The sequence below is a fragment of the Arthrobacter sp. CAN_A2 genome, from assembly GCF_015752045.1.
Taxonomy (GTDB): domain Bacteria; phylum Actinomycetota; class Actinomycetes; order Actinomycetales; family Micrococcaceae; genus Arthrobacter_D.
This window is the reverse complement of record NZ_JADOUS010000001.1, coordinates 325,992-341,469: the sequence shown is the minus strand read 5'-3', so window position 1 is coordinate 341,469 and position 15,478 is coordinate 325,992. Positions and strand designations below refer to the sequence as shown.

The 15,478-nt window shown below is 70.8% G+C and carries 14 protein-coding genes; 4 read left to right on the top strand and 10 right to left on the bottom strand.

Translation table 11 applies throughout. From position 1 onward, the window contains the following. Positions 1 to 122 precede the first annotated feature (122 nt). From IWX63_RS01515 to IWX63_RS01505, 3 genes are all read right to left on the bottom strand, one after another. A complete protein-coding gene (locus tag IWX63_RS01515; RefSeq protein WP_199276379.1) occupies positions 123 to 1,514 on the bottom strand; it encodes a cryptochrome/photolyase family protein in 1,392 nt (463 codons plus the stop codon). 133 nt (positions 1,515 to 1,647) lie between these two features. Continuing rightward, positions 1,648 to 2,448 (bottom strand): PspA/IM30 family protein, encoded by an 801-nt coding sequence (locus tag IWX63_RS01510; RefSeq protein WP_199276378.1) that lies wholly within the window; start codon positions 2,446 to 2,448, stop codon positions 1,648 to 1,650. A 60-nt stretch (positions 2,449 to 2,508) separates the two neighbouring features. Continuing rightward, positions 2,509 to 4,620, bottom strand: coding sequence for a TPM domain-containing protein (locus IWX63_RS01505; protein ID WP_199276377.1), 2,112 nt, complete (start codon positions 4,618 to 4,620; stop codon positions 2,509 to 2,511). A 371-nt stretch (positions 4,621 to 4,991) separates the two neighbouring features. On the opposite strand from IWX63_RS01505, the gene IWX63_RS01500 reads away from it, so the two are divergent. From IWX63_RS01500 to IWX63_RS01485, 4 genes are all read left to right on the top strand, one after another. Continuing rightward, positions 4,992 to 6,563, top strand: coding sequence for a S1C family serine protease (locus tag IWX63_RS01500; RefSeq protein ID WP_199276376.1), 1,572 nt, complete (start codon positions 4,992 to 4,994; stop codon positions 6,561 to 6,563). A gap of 195 nt (positions 6,564 to 6,758) precedes the next feature. Next, positions 6,759 to 7,586, top strand: a complete 828-nt coding sequence (locus IWX63_RS01495) for an electron transfer flavoprotein subunit beta/FixA family protein (RefSeq protein ID WP_199276375.1) — start codon at positions 6,759 to 6,761, stop codon at positions 7,584 to 7,586. A gap of 44 nt (positions 7,587 to 7,630) precedes the next feature. Next, a complete protein-coding gene (locus IWX63_RS01490) occupies positions 7,631 to 8,578 on the top strand; it encodes an electron transfer flavoprotein subunit alpha/FixB family protein (protein WP_199276374.1) in 948 nt (315 codons plus the stop codon). Position 8,579: 1 nt separating this feature from the next. Then, positions 8,580 to 9,329: a PIG-L deacetylase family protein gene (locus tag IWX63_RS01485; RefSeq protein ID WP_334685535.1), complete on the top strand. Its 750-nt coding sequence runs from the start codon at positions 8,580 to 8,582 to the stop codon at positions 9,327 to 9,329. Positions 9,330 to 9,461: 132 nt separating this feature from the next. Here the strand turns inward: IWX63_RS01485 and IWX63_RS01480 are convergent, their stop codons facing one another. The 7 genes from IWX63_RS01480 to folP form a co-directional block, all read right to left on the bottom strand. Further along, complete coding sequence (locus IWX63_RS01480) at positions 9,462 to 10,307, bottom strand: anti-sigma factor (RefSeq protein ID WP_199276373.1); 846 nt, start codon at positions 10,305 to 10,307, stop codon at positions 9,462 to 9,464. Between the two features lie 16 nt (positions 10,308 to 10,323). Then, a complete protein-coding gene (gene sigK / locus IWX63_RS01475) occupies positions 10,324 to 10,941 on the bottom strand; it encodes an ECF RNA polymerase sigma factor SigK (protein ID WP_199276372.1) in 618 nt (205 codons plus the stop codon). A 180-nt stretch (positions 10,942 to 11,121) separates the two neighbouring features. Continuing rightward, positions 11,122 to 11,979 (bottom strand): class I SAM-dependent methyltransferase, encoded by an 858-nt coding sequence (locus IWX63_RS01470; protein ID WP_199276371.1) that lies wholly within the window; start codon positions 11,977 to 11,979, stop codon positions 11,122 to 11,124. A gap of 19 nt (positions 11,980 to 11,998) precedes the next feature. Next, positions 11,999 to 12,466: a tRNA (cytidine(34)-2'-O)-methyltransferase gene (locus IWX63_RS01465; RefSeq protein ID WP_199276370.1), complete on the bottom strand. Its 468-nt coding sequence runs from the start codon at positions 12,464 to 12,466 to the stop codon at positions 11,999 to 12,001. Between the two features lie 9 nt (positions 12,467 to 12,475). After that, positions 12,476 to 13,483, bottom strand: a complete 1,008-nt coding sequence (locus IWX63_RS01460; RefSeq protein WP_199276369.1) for a J domain-containing protein — start codon at positions 13,481 to 13,483, stop codon at positions 12,476 to 12,478. A gap of 273 nt (positions 13,484 to 13,756) precedes the next feature. After that, complete coding sequence (locus IWX63_RS01455) at positions 13,757 to 14,500, bottom strand: pyrimidine reductase family protein (RefSeq protein WP_199276368.1); 744 nt, start codon at positions 14,498 to 14,500, stop codon at positions 13,757 to 13,759. Then, positions 14,497 to 15,441: a dihydropteroate synthase gene (folP, locus tag IWX63_RS01450; protein WP_334685534.1), complete on the bottom strand. Its 945-nt coding sequence runs from the start codon at positions 15,439 to 15,441 to the stop codon at positions 14,497 to 14,499. The genes IWX63_RS01455 and folP overlap by 4 nt, the downstream gene beginning before the upstream one ends. Between the last annotated feature and the right edge of the window lie 37 nt (positions 15,442 to 15,478).

Here is a 15,478-nt window from a genome sequence, read left to right as displayed (position 1 = left end):
ACGAGGACGACGTCCGGTCCACAGGGTGGACCGGACGTCGTGCCCGCCGGAAGCCATGGTCCTGCTGTGACGTTCGCAGGCACCGCGGGTGGCGGGGAGGGGATGGAACCGGTGGGACGGGCTCAGCCCTGGGAGAGGGCCTTGAACGCGCTCAGCGCCCGCTCCCGGCTCTCCTTCAGGTCCACGATGGGCTCGGGGTAGCCGGGCGCCGCCCCTTTCCACGGCTCGTGGATGTTGGCGGCGTCGGCGAGTTCAGGGACGAAGCGGAGGAGGTACCGGCCCTCGCGGTCGAACTTCTTGCTCTGCAGCACCGGGTTGAAGATCCGGAAGTAGGGACTGGCGTCCGCCCCCGAACCGGCCACCCACTGCCAGCTCGCGGCATTGCTCGCCGCATCGGCGTCGACGAGGCAGTCCCAGAACCACTGTTCGCCCACGCGCCAGTCAATCAGGAGGTTCTTGATGAGGAACGACGCCGTCGCCATGCGCACCCGGTTGTGCATCCAGCCGATCTCCCACATCTGGCGCATGCCGGCGTCGATCAGGGGATAGCCCGTGCGGCCGCGCTGCCAGGCTTCCAGCTCTGCCTGCGTGGAACTCTCCCAGGCGAAGGCGTTGAACTCGGGCCGGTAGTTGACGGTGGCGAGTTCGGGGTTGAAGTACAGGAGCTGCCAGCTGAACTCGCGCCAGCCGAGCTCGGACCCGAAGACGCGGATGTCCTCCGCTGTCGAGCTGTCCTTGTGGTCCTGTGCCGCGTGCCAGACCTCGAACGGGCTGATCTCGCCGAACCGCAGGTGGGGGGAGAGCATGCTGGTGCCCTGGACCGCCGGCAGGTTCCGATTGTCCTTGTAGCCCTGTGCGGCGCCGTCCAGGAAGTCGTCCAGGCGGGCGTGGGCGCCGGCCTCACCCGGCGTCCAGGTGTCCCGGAGGCCCTGCGCCCAGTCGGGCGCGGTCGGGAGCAGGCCCCAGTCGGCGAGGTCGTCGGACGCCAGCCGGGGGCCCCTGAGGGACGTCGGAGCCGGCAGGGGGGTGCGCGGGGTGCGGAAGGTGAGACATGCCCTCCAGAAGGGCGTGAACACCTTGTAGGCCTCACTGGACCCGGACGTCACCTCCCACGGCTCGTACATGAGGTTGGCCTGGAAGCTGGTCGCCTCGACACCCCGTTCCGTCAACGAGGCCTTGAGTGCCGCGTCCGCGGTGCGTTCGGCGAGGCCGTAGCGTCGGTTCCAGAGGACCGACGCTGCCGAGGACTCCTCGACCAGTTGCGGCAGGACCTCCGCCGCCGCGCCGCGCCGCAGGACGAGGGGGATCCCGAGTTCGGCGAGGGACCCGGCCAGCGACGCGAGCGAGTGGTGGAGCCACCAGCGGGATGCACTGCCCAGTGGCCGGAAGCCGTCGGTCCGGTCGTCGAGCACATAGCAGGCGACGACGTCGTCGCCGTCCTCCGCAGCCCTGGCGAGCGCCGGGTTGTCGGAGATCCGAAGGTCGTCGCGGAACCACACCAGAGTCACAGCCATGCGTTCAATCTACCTGCGGGGTCCGACACTACGGGCTGCGGACGCGACAGGGGACCGCAGCCGGTCGGCTGCGGTCCCCTGTCGTTCGACCCGGTCGGGCCCGCCGGCTGATCAGGAGCCGGTCAGGAACCGATCAGTAGGTGGTCTCGCTCTTCGTCGCCGGCGTGGCGGTGTCCGTGGCGTCACCGGTGCTGTCCGCCTGGCCGATCGCGGACTGCGACCCGGAACCGGACTTCAGCGCCGACAGGCGGGCTTCGATCTCGGTCTGCTCTCCGAGGTCCTCGAGGCTCTCGAACTGGGCGTCCAGGCTCGACGACGCGAGTTCCTGCTGCCCGCGGACCCTGGCCTCCTCACGGCGGATCTTCTCCTCGAAACGGCCCACCTCGCTCGTCGGGTCCATGAAGTCGATGCTCTTGACGGCGTCGTGCACCTGCTGCTGCGCCTGCGCGGTACGGGAGCGGGCGATCAGCTGGTCACGCTTGACCGTCAGCTCGCTGAGCTTGCCCCTCATCTGGTTGAGGCCGTCCTTGAGCTTCTCGACGATCTCCGTCTGGGAGGCGATGGTCGGCTCGGCGCCCTTCGCCTCGTTCTCCGCCGACATCTGGCGCTGGATCGCGACCTTCGCGAGGTTGTCGAACTTCTGGGCGTCGACGGTGTCGCCGGAAGCACGGTACTCATCGGCCTTGCGGGAGGCCGCGAGGGCCTTGTTGCCCCAGCTGCGGGCGTTCTCGATGTCCTCGTTGTAGTCGTCCTGCATCATCCGCAGGTTGCCGATGGTCTGGGCGACGGCGCTCTCCGCCTCGGCGATGCTGTTGGTGAAGTCCCGGACCATCTGGTCGAGCATCTTCTGCGGATCCTCCGCCTGGTCGAGCAACGCGTTGATGTTGGCTCGGGTCAGCTGAGCCATCCTGCCGAATATCGACTGCTTTACCATTGATTTTCCTTTCGATTCTGCGAATGATCCTTGTGTCCTGCAGGGGAGGGGCTTCGGCTGCTAGAAGTCGCCGCCGCCGCCTCCGAAGTCTCCGAAGCCGCCTCCGCCGCCGCCGAAGCCGCCGAAGCCGCCTCCGCCGAAGCTTCCGCCGTCGCCCCCGAAACCGCCGCCGAAGCCGCCGCCGTCGTGGTGCCCGCCGCCGAACCCACCCCCGTTGAGGAGACCGCCGAGGAGGATGCCGCCGAGCAGGGCGCCGCCCATCCCGTCGCCGCCGCGGCCTCCGTACCTGCCGCCCATGCCCATACCCATGCCACCGCCGCCGAACCCGTCGACGTCCTGCTCCGCGAGCTGGGCCGCCTGTTCGGCGAGCATCGTCGCCTGCTGGGCGTGGGACAGTGCGGTCACCGGGTCCGAGCGCTGGAGATCGACGGCGTAGTCGAGATTGCGCTCGGCCTCGGCGAGGCGGGTCCTGGCCTCGCTGCCCACGCCGCCGCGACGAGCGCGGATGTAATCAGCGGTCCCGGAGATGCTCGACTGGGCCGCGATCAGCGCGTGCTGGAGGGAGTCCTGGGCACGCCGGGTGTTCTCCGCCTGGTCGCGCACGCCGCCGAGGGCGGCGTCGAGCTGTGCGTGTGCCGCCTCCAGCCGCTGAAGGAGGGCGAGCGGATTGCTGCGTCCGTTCTGCCGTTCCTGCCGCACGGTCGCCACGGTGGACTGCAGGGCCGCGATCGGCCCGGCGAGGTCGCGGTACTGCCCCGTGCGGTCCATCGCCTGGGCTTGCGCCAGGTCCTGCTCGCTGTCGGGGAGCGCACGCTCGAGCTCACGCTCGGCGGCGCCGAGTTCCTCGGCGCGCTTGTCGATCGCATCCAGCAGGACCGTGCTCTGGTGCACCGACTCCTCGGCCGCACGGACGGCGACGACGGCGCGCCCCGTGTCTCCCTGCGCCATCCGCGACTGCGCTTCGGTCGCCGCGCTGTCGACGAAGGCCAGGCGCTCACGTGCCTGCTCGATGTTGTCGGAGACCTGGGTGGTGGCCGTCTCGAGGTATCGGCCCTGCAGGCTCCGAAGGGCCTGTTCGGCGGCGGAGAAGCGCCGGCGGGCCTCGTCCGCGGCGGACTGCGCGCGGCGCAGGGCGTCGGGCGCGTTCCGCTCGAGTTCGCGCAGCGCGTCGAAGTCCTCCTTGTGCTCCTGCAGGGAGGCGTTGACGTCCTCGCAGCGCCGGATGATCTCACCGAGCCACTGGCGCTGCTGCTCCTCGGTGTCCGGGATGTGATCGTCGAGCTGCTGCTGGAGCTTGAAGGATGCACCCATGTGCTGCTTCGCGGTCGCGATGTCCTGCGAGAACATGGCGATGGCCTCGGCCCCGTACTGCGCCTCCGCGAAACCGAGCTCCTGCTCGCTCGACTTGATGGCGTCGTCGGCGGCGATGAGGAGGCTCCCCGCCCGTTTGCGCAGGTCCTCGACACTCAGCGCCGCGAGCGGATCCACGACCCCGCCGTCCGCGGAGGGCACCGGTCCGTACCCGTATTCCTCACGCTTGCGCTGGGCGCTGCCGGCGCTGCGCTTCTTGAGCAGCATGTACCCGCCGGCACCGGCGACGGCCACGAGCCCGCCGACGAGGACGAGTCCGCCGAGGCCACTGCCGCCCGTACTGCCGCTGTCCGGGGAGGTCCCGCTGCCCGTGGAGGCGCCGGCGAGCGCCTGGTCGATCCCTTCGACCGCTGCGAGGCCGCCGCCCGCCCAGTCATCGACCGCCAGTTCCGGGATGACGTAGCTCGTGCGGATCTCCTGGACCGACGGGTAGACGCCTGACTGCTGTCCGGCGACGAGTCCCACATCACGCTGGTCCACCGCGACGGCGAGGACTGCTTCGTCGGCCGACGCCGCGTTCGTGGTGGCGACCTCCGCCGCCCACTGCTCGGCGCTGCTCGGGTTCTCGAACGTGTCCACGTAGGCGATCCGGACGGTGAAGCCCTGCGAGGACTGCAGGTCGGCGATGGCGGCCTCGAGCTCGCTCTCCTCGTCCACGCTGAGGACCCCGGCGTTGTCGATCACGTAGTCCCCGGACGGGAAGGTGATCGGTTCGTCGGCGAAAGCCGCAGTACCCGAGACCAGCGGGATCGCCACGACGGCGCCCAGCACAGCAGAGACGCGGGTGCGCCTGCTCATCATTCGCATTTTCGACCCTTCAGCACGTCCTCCGGACCTGTCCGGTCCCAGGACCGAGGCCGGCGGATGCCGGAGGCTCCCTGTCATCCCGATTCTATGGTTGGGGTGGGGGAGCGTCCACCACCGACACCTATGCCCCTAGCGAAAGGCACGGCCTCTCCGGGCGACCGTCACGCCGCATCCCGCGCCCCCATCGCCCGGTGGCGGATGACGGTGGATGCCGGCGGGCGGCGGTGGATACTGGGATACGCACCCGAGGGCGGACTGCCGCACCGGCACATCTCCAGCGGCTTCTCAGACCCCGTACAGCGAACGCATGCGGAAGGCTCAGGGAAGGTTGCCATGATGTGGTCAACAGCAACGAAAGGACCCCCATGAACGAGCAGCCGGGCAACTCCGACCGACCCCTGCCTCCGCAGCCGCAGAACCCGCCGTCCTGGGGTCAGGGCTGGAACGATCAGCCGGGAGACCGGCGCGACACCGACGGCGCGTCCGGGGGCCAGGGCGCCTCGGACGGTGTCCACGGACCCGGGGAGGGCCGGGGCGCGCCCCACCCTGCGACGGAGACACAGCCGGTCGCGGGACCGCCCACGGCGCAGCACCCTGTCGCCGGGCCGGCGGGGAACGAACCGCAGCCGTACCCCGTCTCCCACCCCGCTTACGCGGGACACCAGCCGTTCTACGGCGAGCAGAACCCGGGTTACGGCCACCCCGGGTCGACCGCGGGCGGTCGCACGGGGACCAGGGAGCGCCGGCGCGTGGGCGTGGCCACCTTCGCGGCGGGCGTGCTCGCTGCCGGTCTGATCGGTGGAGGCGCCGCGGCGGCAGGGCTCGGCGTCCTCGACGACAGCCCCACGGCGGGGATCTCCCAGGCGGCGCCCGAGTCGATCGTGGTGAACAACACCGACGACGTCAACGCCATCACCGGAGCGGCTGTCAAGGCCTCGCCCAGCGTCGTCACGCTCGCGGTCAGTGGCGGGACCTCCGGCGGTTCGGGTTCCGGCATCATCCTGGACACCGCCGGGCACATCCTCACCAACACGCACGTCGTGACCCTCGGCGGCCAGGTCTCGGACCCGACCGTGGAGGCCAAGCTCGACGACGGACGGGTCTTCCCCGCGACGGTCGTCGGGACGGACCCGCTGAGCGATCTGGCGGTCGTCAAGATCGACGCGCCGGACCTCACCCCCGCGACGCTCGGCAACTCCGACGAACTGAACGTCGGAGACACCGCGATCGCCATCGGTGCGCCGCTCGGCCTCAGCGGCACGGTGACGGACGGCATCGTCTCGACGCTGAACCGGACCATCAGCGTGGCGTCCTCCGCCGTGCCGGAGGAGCAGCCGGACAGCTCGCAGTCCGAGAACGGTGAAGGCTTCAACTTCCTGCCCCCGGGCGGCTCGGGCGGACAGCAGCCGCAGCCGCAGGGGTCCATCTACCTCAACGTGATCCAGACGGACGCCGCCATCAACCAGGGCAATTCCGGAGGCGCGCTCGTCGATGCGGACGGCCGGATCATCGGCGTCAACGTCGCGATTGCCTCGGGCGGCTCCGGGGAGTCCACGGGCAACATCGGTGTGGGCTTCTCCATCCCGATCAACTACGCCGACCGCATCGCCCAGGAGATCATCTCCGACGGCGAGGCGACGCACGGCTTCCTCGGGGTCAGCGTCACGGCGGCCGGGAGCGACGGGTCCCAGAGCACCTCCACCTTCTCGTCCGGGGCACTCATCGAATCGGTCGAGCCGGGATCGCCCGCGGAGGGCGCCGAACTGCAGGTCGGCGACGTGATCACCAAGGTGGGCAACTACGCCATCAGCGACCCCCAGTCCCTCACCGCGGCCGTCCGAATCCAGACGGTCGGACAGCAGGTGCCCGTCGAGGTGGTGCGGGGCGGCGAATCGCGAACGGTCGAGGTGACGCTGGCCCAGGCCCCGACGCCGTAGCGGGCGCCGACCACGTCGGTGGTCGATGACACAGCAGGAGGCGGACCCGGATCGGGGACCGCCTCCTGTTCGTTGACCGGGCACAGGCGGGAGCGCACGCGCTCGCGGCCGGCGCAGCCCGCAGCCCAGCGGTCGGTGTCACCCCACTATGGTTAGCTAGTCGATGGGAAGATCCCCGGACGAGGAAGGTCATCAATGGACGAGGCCACAGCAAGCGGACTGCGCATCGCGGTCCTGGTGAAGCATGTTCCGGACGCCCAGTTCGATCGCCACATCAGCGGCGACGACCTGCGGACCGTCCGCTCGGAAAGCATCCTCTCCGAGCTCGACGAGTACGCGCTCGAAGCGGCGCTCCAGCTCGTCGAGGCCCACGGGGGAGCCGCAGCCGGGCACCGCGTTACGGCGATCACGATGGGCCCCGCGGCCGCGGTGAGCGCGGTGAAGAAATCGCTCCAGATCGGGGCCGACGACGGCGTCCACCTGACCGATGACGCCCTCACCGGCTCCGACGCCGCCGCCACGTCCCGGGCCCTCGCCGCCCTCGTGCAGCGCGTCGGGCCCTTCGACCTGGTCCTGACCGGCATGGCGTCCACGGACGGCGAGACCTCGCTCGTGCCGGCGCAGCTGGCCGAACGGCTCGGCCTGCCCCAGGTGACCTTCGCGGCGTCGCTCGACCTGGCGCCCGCGGACGGCGGCTGGACGCTGACCGCTCGACGCGACAACGATACGTACGCGGAGACCATCGAGGCCTCGCTGCCTGCCCTCGTATCGGTGACCGACCAGATCAACGATCCCCGCTACCCGAACTTCAAGGGCATCATGGCCGCGAAGAAGAAGCAGATCCAGGTGCTGTCCCTGGACGACGTCGGCCTGCAGTCGGACGAGGTCGGGGTCGCCGGATCATGGACGAGGGTCGAGGCTGCCGCTCCGAGGCCGCCCCGCAGCCAGGGCATCGTCATCACCGACGAAGGCGACGCCGGCATCAGGCTCGTCGACTTCCTCGCCGGACAGAAGCTCCTCTAGCCGGTGCCCGCCCGCTCGTCCGTTCCTTCCAGGAGGGTTCCCTCATGACCTCGGTCCTCGTATTCCTCGACCACCCCGCAGCGAGTCTCGCCAAGAGCGAGCGTGAACTCCTCTCACTCGCCGCCACGCTCGGCGATGTCGCCGTCGCCCTCGCCGACGAGGCCGGGCAGGCCTATCTCGACGGCGTCGGATCCTATGGCGTGCAACGGTACTACCGGCCCGACAGCGCATCCGTCTCGGAGGTGCTGGTGGCCGGGAAGGCCGCGTTCCTCGCCGAGGCCGTGCGGGCGTCGGGCGCCGGGATCGTGCTGCTCGGCAACTCCTACGAGTCGAAGGAGATCGCCGCCCGGCTGGGGATCAAGCTCGAAGCCGGGGTCATCACGGACGTCGTGTCGCTGGACCCCGACCTGACGGCGACGAAGTCGGATTTCGCCGGCTCCTACACCGTCCGGTGCCGGGTGACCACCGGCGTCACGATCCTCACCGTCAAGCCGAACAGCTTCGAGGCCGTGGAGGCCGGTCTCCCGTCCGCCCCTGAGGAGGTCCGGGTCGCCGTCGAGCTTCCGCGCGCCGCCGCGCGCATCACGGGGCGGGTGGAGAAGCCGGTGAGCGGCCGGCCCGAACTCACGGAGGCCCGGGTGATCGTCGCGGGCGGTCGCGGTGTCGACGGCGACTTCGGTCCGCTGGAGGAGCTGGCGGACGCGCTGGGCGGAGCCGTCGGCGCGTCGCGGGCCGCCACCGACGCCGGGTGGATCGAGCACTCCGCGCAGATCGGCCAGACCGGCAAGACCGTCTCCCCGCAGCTCTACATCTCCGCCGGCATCTCCGGAGCCATCCAGCAGAAAGCCGGTATGCAGACCTCGAAGGTGATCGTCGCCATCAACAAGGACGCCGACTCGCCCATCTTCGAGATCGCCGACTTCGGGATCGTCGGCGACCTGACCACGGTGCTGCCGCAGGCCACCGAGGAGATCCGGAAGCGCGGGCTGTAGGGTGCCGACCGGACCGGACACCGCTCCCGGGCGGGTGCTCGTCTTCGCCGCCCACCCGGACGACATCGACTTCGGCGCGTCCGCCACGATCGCCGGGTGGACCGCCGCCGGCACGGAGGTCAGCTACTGCATCCTGACCGACGGCGACGCCGGAGGGTTCTCCGACGAGGACCGGCCCGGACTCGCCGCGCTCCGCCGGGAGGAACAGATCGCGGCGGCCGGGCTCGTGGGCGTCACCGACGTGACCTTCGTGGGCGAGCCCGACGGCTACCTCCAGCCGACGGACGGCGTCATCCGGGAGATCGTCCGGCGGATGCGGGAGGTCCGCCCGGACATCGTCCTCTCCATGCACCCTGAGCGCAGCTGGGACCGGATCCAGAAGAGCCACCCCGACCACCTCGCCTGTGGGGAGGCGGTCACGCGCGCCATCTACCCGGCAGTCGAGAACCCCTTCGCGTACCCCGAACTCGAGGCGGCGGGGCTGAGGAGCTTCCGCGTGCCCTGGCTGTGGTTCTACGGCGGGCCGGCGCACCTCGAGAACCGCTTCGTCGACGTCACGGGGTCGGAGGACACCAAGATCGGGGCGATCAGCGCGCACCGCAGCCAGCATCCCGATATCGAGCGGATGCGGTCCCGGGTCCGGGACATCCTGCGGGACAACGCGCGTCGCGGGGGCCTGCCGGAGGGTCGCAGCGCCGAGTCCTTCCACGTGGTGGGCATCAACACCGACGAGACGATCGCGGGCTTCTAGCCCGACGGTCGCGGGCGTCGGAGGCGGGCGAGGGGCGCCACCGTGGTGTGCGCCTGCTCCGTGCTTGCCACACCGACGAAAACAGACCCCGGCGAATCCATCGCCGGGGTCTGATCGGGTCCGTGCTGCTGCTCAGGCCCCCAACGGGATCTGAGCGACGATCGGCAGGGTGGGCGTCGCGGACCCGCCGTCGGGCTCGACGGTGATCGCGATCGCGCTGAACCCGCTGATGTCCTCGAGTTCCGTGACCTTCGTCCCGGCGACGTCCTCGCCGGACATCGTGCCGACGGACACCGGATCCGTCCCGTCCGCCGGGATGCGCCACATCTGGTAGACGTGCCCGGGAGTCGGCGCCGGTATTCCGCTGAGCGTGACGACAGCCGCGTTCTCCTCCCCGGAGACCGCGAGGTCCGCGGTTCCGCCCGCCGCGAGGGAGAGCTGGGCCGTCCGTACGTCCGAGGCCTGGAGCACCTGCTCCTGGAGCGTGATCTGCTGCAGGTTCTGGGCGATGGTCACCCCACCGACGGCGAACACGGCGGCTGCGGCGGCCGCAACCACCCAGCGTGCGGCGCGCGAGGACATCGAGGCCCTGGCCGTGCGGCGTTGCGCCAGCTCGTCCTGCCCGGCGTCGTGTGCGGCCGGGTGGGCGGTCGCGGACGCCAGGGCCGGCATGCCGTCCTGGCCCGGCATCGGGTCCGCGTCGTCCGCGGTCCCGGGGAGCCGGGCGACGATGCGTTCGAAGAGATTAGCCGGCGGGTCCACCTGCTCGGCCGCGTAGGCGACCGTCACCGTCTCACGGCATGTGCGGACACGCTCCATGAACGTCGCACCGACGGCCGGGTCGGTGTCCGCCAGGAACGCATCGATGGTTCGGCGTTCGTCCGCGCTGATGGCATCGAGCGCGTAGAGCTCTGCCCACTCGAGGACGTGGCCCCTCGCGAGGTCCGTGCCGAGGTCATCGGCGAACTGTCGGTTCATATCCTTGTCCTGCATCTCAATTCACCCCCAGGCATGTCTTCAGTCGGAGTAATCCGTCGCGGATCCTCGATTTGATCGTCGGCACCGCGACGCCGAGCTTCTCGGCCACTTCGCGGTAGGTGAGACCGCCGTAGTAGGCGAGCTTCACCGATTCCTGCTGCGTCTGCGTCAGCGTGTCCAGGCAGCGCACCACGCTCTCCGCCTCGAGGCGCTGGGTCACCGTGTCGACGACGTCGTCGTGATCCACCGTCTGGGTGGCGGCCCCGTACCGCGCCTCACGGTCGGTGGCGCTCTGTTCGGAGCGCACCTTGTCCACGGCGCGGCGGTGGGCCAGGGTCATGAGCCAGGCCATCGGGCTGCCGAGGGCCGGGTTGAAGCGGTCCGCGGTGTTCCACACCTGGAGGTACACCTCCTGCGTGGCGTCCTCGCTGAGTTCCGGATCGATGAGCACGCGCCGGGCGAGCCCGTAGACGCGTTTCGACGTCTGCTCGTAGAACAGGGCGAACGCGGTGCGATCCTGTCGTGCGATTCTCGACAGCAGCTCGGTCAGCGTAGGACCGGCGACGGGATCAGCGGTGAACTCGTCTGATGCGGGAGCGACTGGGCTGACCCGGCTTACTCGTGGCGTTTCCATAGGGCTCCAGCATAAAGCGCTGCCCGCCCGAGACCGAACGGCATCGCCGCCGGTGCGGCGCGTGGATCGCCTCGGCCCGTCGAGAACAAGCACCATCCCACGCTCCCTGCCGGTTTTGACCAATCCGCTGACATGGGGTATTCGAAGCTACCCGGCCGACGGATGGCCCGGGCGGCGCGCCTACTCCACGGGCTGGTACGTCGCGACGGCGATCAGGGAGTCGGCGTTGAGGACGAACGCGCCGCCGAGGCGCTCCACGAAGGCCGTCCGCACGCGCTGCAGGGCCCCGGCGTCGTCCGGCAGCAGGGCGCGGTACCCGCTGCCGAGTACCAGCGACCAGGCGCTGTCGGCGTCGAGCGGGACCGTCAGTCCGAACTGTTCCACCCGCACGTGCGTCAGCCCCCGTGCGTGCAGCCAGTCCGTCAGGCGCTCTGCCGAGGCCAGTCTCCTGCAGTTCTCGACGAAGGCCAGGCCCGACGGCGGGCCCGACGCCGCGGACGGGCCGGCGGCGCCGATGCCCTCCTGGTCCGTGTCGGCGCCGAGGACCTCGCGCAGGACCTCGAGGAGGATCTCCCCGAACGGCTCCAGGGTGCCGTCGTCCCACGTGCTCAGGGCGACCCTCCCACCCGGCCGCAGCAGGCGGACGATCCGGTCCATGTCCGCATCCATGTCATCGAGGAGGAGGACGCCGTAGCAGCTCACGACGGCATCGTACGGGCCCTCGGGCGTCCACTCCGCCGGTTCCACCCGATGGAAGAAGACGCCGTCCAGGGCGAGCGCCTCCGCCTTCGCCGTCGCGAGGTCCAGCATCGCCGGGGAGCGGTCGACGGCGTCGACGCGTCCGTCCGGCCCGGTGAGCTGCGCGGCCGGGATGGTCCCCGTGCCTGTTGCCGCGAACACATCGAGGACGTGCTCGCCGACGAGGATGTCGGCGGCGGCGACCACGGCGTTGCTCACCGGGTTCCAGATGGCGGGAGCCAGGCGGTCGTGGTCCTCGGCCCCGCCGTCGGGCAGTGTTGCGGCATGGCGAGCGGACATGGGGGCTCCTAGGCGTGGGTCATCGCTGGGCCCCTGCGAAGCCCTGCTGACGCCAGGCTTCGTAGAGGACGATGGATGCGGTGTTGGCGAGGTTGAGCGATCGGCGTGACGGCAGCATGGGGACGCGCACCCGGGAGGTGATGTTACGGTCCTGCTTCACCGCGGACGGCAGCCCGTCGGATTCGCGGCCGAACAGCAGCACGTCTCCGGGCTCGTACGCGATGTCCGTGTAGGACACCTCGCCCTCGGAGGTGAAGGCGAACACCCGGCCGGGCTGCAGCGCGGCCCAGGCGTCCTCGAGGTTCCGGTGCACGTGCAGCACCGTGAGGTCGTGGTAGTCGAGCCCCGCCCGTTTCAGCTTCGAGTCCTCCAGGCTGAAACCCAGCGGTTCGACGAGGTGCAGTTCGGCACCGGCCACGGCCGCGAGTCGGATGGCGGCGCCGGTGTTGCCGGGGATCTCTGGCGTGTGGAAGAGGATGCGGAACACGCCTTCATCCTAGCTTCCGGCAACGGCCAGCAGACGCGCGAGCACGGGTAGCTGGACGACGTTCGGCGTGGGTCCCGAGGACAGGAAGGAACGGAGGGTGCGGACGGCGGTGCCCGCGTTCACCACCTGGACGAGGGTCGTCGACGCGCGGTCGAAGCCCGGCGGGACGTCGATCACCGGGGCGAAGGGATTGTCCGGTGCGCCATGGATCACCACCCAGCCGGCCACGTTGCACTCGGGGAAGAGGTCCTGCACGGCACGCACCGCCCTCGGTACCTCGAGCTCCACCGGCCGCCCCTGATGGCGGAGGGACCGGCCGTCCCAGGAGAAGTTGCCGGGGGACGCGGTGAAGGAGTCGATCACCGCGATCCGGTAGCCGGCCAGCAGCACGTGGCCCGCCGTCGTCCCGTCCCGGTCGTCGAACCGGAGGCCGTTGACCAGGCGCGCGGCCGGGTAGGTCGCCAGGAGCCCCCGCTCGAGCAGGGCAGCGGTCCTGGTCTCGCCGTCGATCCTCGCGCGGACAGCGGACGACAGCCGCCCGAACATGCCCGGCTGTCGTGGCGATCCGTGGAGCTGCCGGCCGGCGAGGATCAGGGGGACGGCGGGCGGGGACGACGGCGAGAACGGCGGCAGGTAGTTCGCCGCGGACCTCGCAGCATCCTCGTCCTCGACGCTCGTGCGCGTCGAACCACCAGGCCCCGGCGCCCCGTAGCGGCCTGCCGTCGCCGCGCCGGGGGTGCGGGCCGGGCCGGTGGCTCCGGCGGTCCCTGTAGTCCCCGTCGTCCCGGGGGTCGAGGCGCGCCCGCGCCCGGTGTCGGCGTCGTAGCGCTCGCGGCGCCGGGGGTCGCTCAGGGTCTCGTAGGCGACGGCGACGTCATGGAACCGGGTCGCACTGCCACCGAGGTCCGGGTGCGCAGCGCGGGCCGCACGCCGGTAGGCATCCTTGATGGCCTTGGCATCGGCCTCGGGGGGCACCCCGAGGATGTCGTAGTACGACTTCCGCACTGCCTCTGCCATTGATCGGCCCTTTCTGGTGTCCTGTGTCCCAGGCGGACCGGGAACCGGTCCCGGGCCGCAACCCCTGGACGGCCGTCCGCGCTTCCCCCTGACACTAGAGGCACGGCCGGGCCCGGACAAAAGCGCCGGTCCCGCCGGCTGCCCGGCCGTCGGGACCGCCCCACCGACACGCGTCCCCGGACGGGACTGCCTGCGCGTGCAGGCGTTGATACAACGCCGCGGCGGGCGGAGAAGTTCGCCCACCGGCCCCGGTGGCTCCGCTGCGGTCCTCGGTCAGCCCGCGCGCCGGTACAGCGTATAGAGGGCCGAGTCCTCCGCCAGCAGGGAGGAGAGCGTCAGCCCGATGGCGGCCTCTGGGCTCCGCCCCACGGCGATCCTCGGTCCGTCGCCGCCCGCCAGCAATGGACTGATCGAGAGGCACAGCTCGTCGACGGCCCCCGACCGGGTGAAGTCGCCCAGCACGGCCGGCCCGCCCTCGCAGATGATCTTCAGCAGCCCGCGCCGGCCGAGCTCCGCGAGCGCGGCCGGCGCCTCCACGGTGTCGGTGCCGCAGTCGACGACGTCCGCGACCCGCTCGAGGGCGGTGCGCCTGTCCGCCGCGGCCCCGGTACTGGTGAGGATGAGCGGGCGGACGGGCGCCTGGCCGAAGAAGTCGCTGGACGGGTCGAGGTCGAGGCTGCCCGAGATCACCGCGACGGCGGGGTGCTCGGCGAGGCCGTGGCCCCGGCGCCACGACCGGGCGTCGTCGTCGACCAGCTCGCCCCCGTACCCTTCCGCGCGGATGGTGCCCGCCCCCACGAGCACCACATCCGCGAGGCGTCGCAGGACGGTGAAGATGCGCTTGTCGCCGTCGTTCCCCAGGCCCGCGGAGAAGCCGCCGCTCGTCGCGGCGCCGTCGGCGGCGGCCACGAAGTTGAAGCGGACATAGGGCCTGTCGGTGACGGGGTAGGCGTAAAGGCGGTGCAGGGCGTCGTCGTCGATCGCTCCGCCGGTGGCCGGGATGAGCGAGGTGATCATCGCGTCACCGGCCCGTTGACCTCGCCCATGTTGTGCCTGAGGTACGCGGGCTGCCGCCACCCGAGGACCGCCTCGGTGATGTCGATCGCCGCCCGGGACGCCGACACATTGTGCATGCGGACCACGCGGGCACCGCCGAGGATGCAGATCACGGCGGCGGCGAGCGATCCCTCCACACGTTCCCCCTTCGGACGGTCGAGTGTCTCGCCGATGAAGTCCTTGTTGGACACCGCGGCGAGCGTGGGGAAGCCGAGCCCGGCGATCTCGGGGAACCGGCGGGTGATCTCGAGGGAGTGCAGGGTGTTCTTGTTGAGGTCGTGCCCGGGGTCGAGGAGGATCCGGTCCTCCGGAATGCCCAGCCGTACGGCGTCGTCGACCTTCTGCAGGAGGAACTCCGCGATCTCGCCGACCACGTCGCCGTAGGTGGGCCGCGGGTACACGGTGCGCGGCGCGGCGAGGCTGTGGGTGATGACGAGGTGCGCTCCCGCCTCGGCGACCACCGCGGCCATGTCGGGGTCCCGCAGGCCCGTGGTGTCGTTGACCACGTTGGCCCCGGCGGCCAGCGCCTGGCGGGCCACCTCGGGCAGGAACGTGTCCGCGGAGATGATGACGTCCGACGCCGCGCGGACGGCGCTGATCACGGGGACGATCCGGTCGATCTCCTCCGACGCCGGGATGGCCTCACCCGGCGAGAAGGGCGCGCCACCGATGTCCACCCAGTCGGCGCCGTCCTCGACCGCCCGCAGGGATGCGTCGACGGCGGCCTGGAGCGCGAACGTCGTTCCGCCGTCGTAGAACGAGTCCGGTGTCCGGTTGATCACGGCCATGAGTGCGATCTGGCGGTCGAAGTCCAGGGTGCGCGCGCCGAACGTGTGCACCGCGTGCCGGAAAGCGGGGAGGTAGGGGCCGGAGGGGGAAGGAGCCGCTGTTTGACTGTCCACCCTGTCTTTCTACCACTGCGGGCTGGGCGCCCCGCCC

What these genes read in the sequence shown, in the direction of transcription:
- IWX63_RS01500 (WP_199276376.1), top strand. Translation starts at nt 4,992, where the DNA reads ATGAACGAGCAGCCGGGCAACTCCGACCGACCCCTGCCTCCGCAGCCG.
- IWX63_RS01505 (WP_199276377.1), bottom strand. Translation starts at nt 4,620, where the DNA reads ATGATGAGCAGGCGCACCCGCGTCTCTGCTGTGCTGGGCGCCGTCGTG.
- sigK (WP_199276372.1), bottom strand. Translation starts at nt 10,941, where the DNA reads ATGGAAACGCCACGAGTAAGCCGGGTCAGCCCAGTCGCTCCCGCATCA.
- IWX63_RS01510 (WP_199276378.1), bottom strand. Translation starts at nt 2,448, where the DNA reads ATGGTAAAGCAGTCGATATTCGGCAGGATGGCTCAGCTGACCCGAGCC.
- IWX63_RS01490 (WP_199276374.1), top strand. Translation starts at nt 7,631, where the DNA reads ATGACCTCGGTCCTCGTATTCCTCGACCACCCCGCAGCGAGTCTCGCC.
- IWX63_RS01480 (WP_199276373.1), bottom strand. Translation starts at nt 10,307, where the DNA reads ATGAACCGACAGTTCGCCGATGACCTCGGCACGGACCTCGCGAGGGGC.
- IWX63_RS01470 (WP_199276371.1), bottom strand. Translation starts at nt 11,979, where the DNA reads ATGTCCGCTCGCCATGCCGCAACACTGCCCGACGGCGGGGCCGAGGAC.
- IWX63_RS01495 (WP_199276375.1), top strand. Translation starts at nt 6,759, where the DNA reads ATGGACGAGGCCACAGCAAGCGGACTGCGCATCGCGGTCCTGGTGAAG.
- IWX63_RS01515 (WP_199276379.1), bottom strand. Translation starts at nt 1,514, where the DNA reads ATGGCTGTGACTCTGGTGTGGTTCCGCGACGACCTTCGGATCTCCGAC.
- IWX63_RS01455 (WP_199276368.1), bottom strand. Translation starts at nt 14,500, where the DNA reads ATGATCACCTCGCTCATCCCGGCCACCGGCGGAGCGATCGACGACGAC.
- IWX63_RS01460 (WP_199276369.1), bottom strand. Translation starts at nt 13,483, where the DNA reads ATGGCAGAGGCAGTGCGGAAGTCGTACTACGACATCCTCGGGGTGCCC.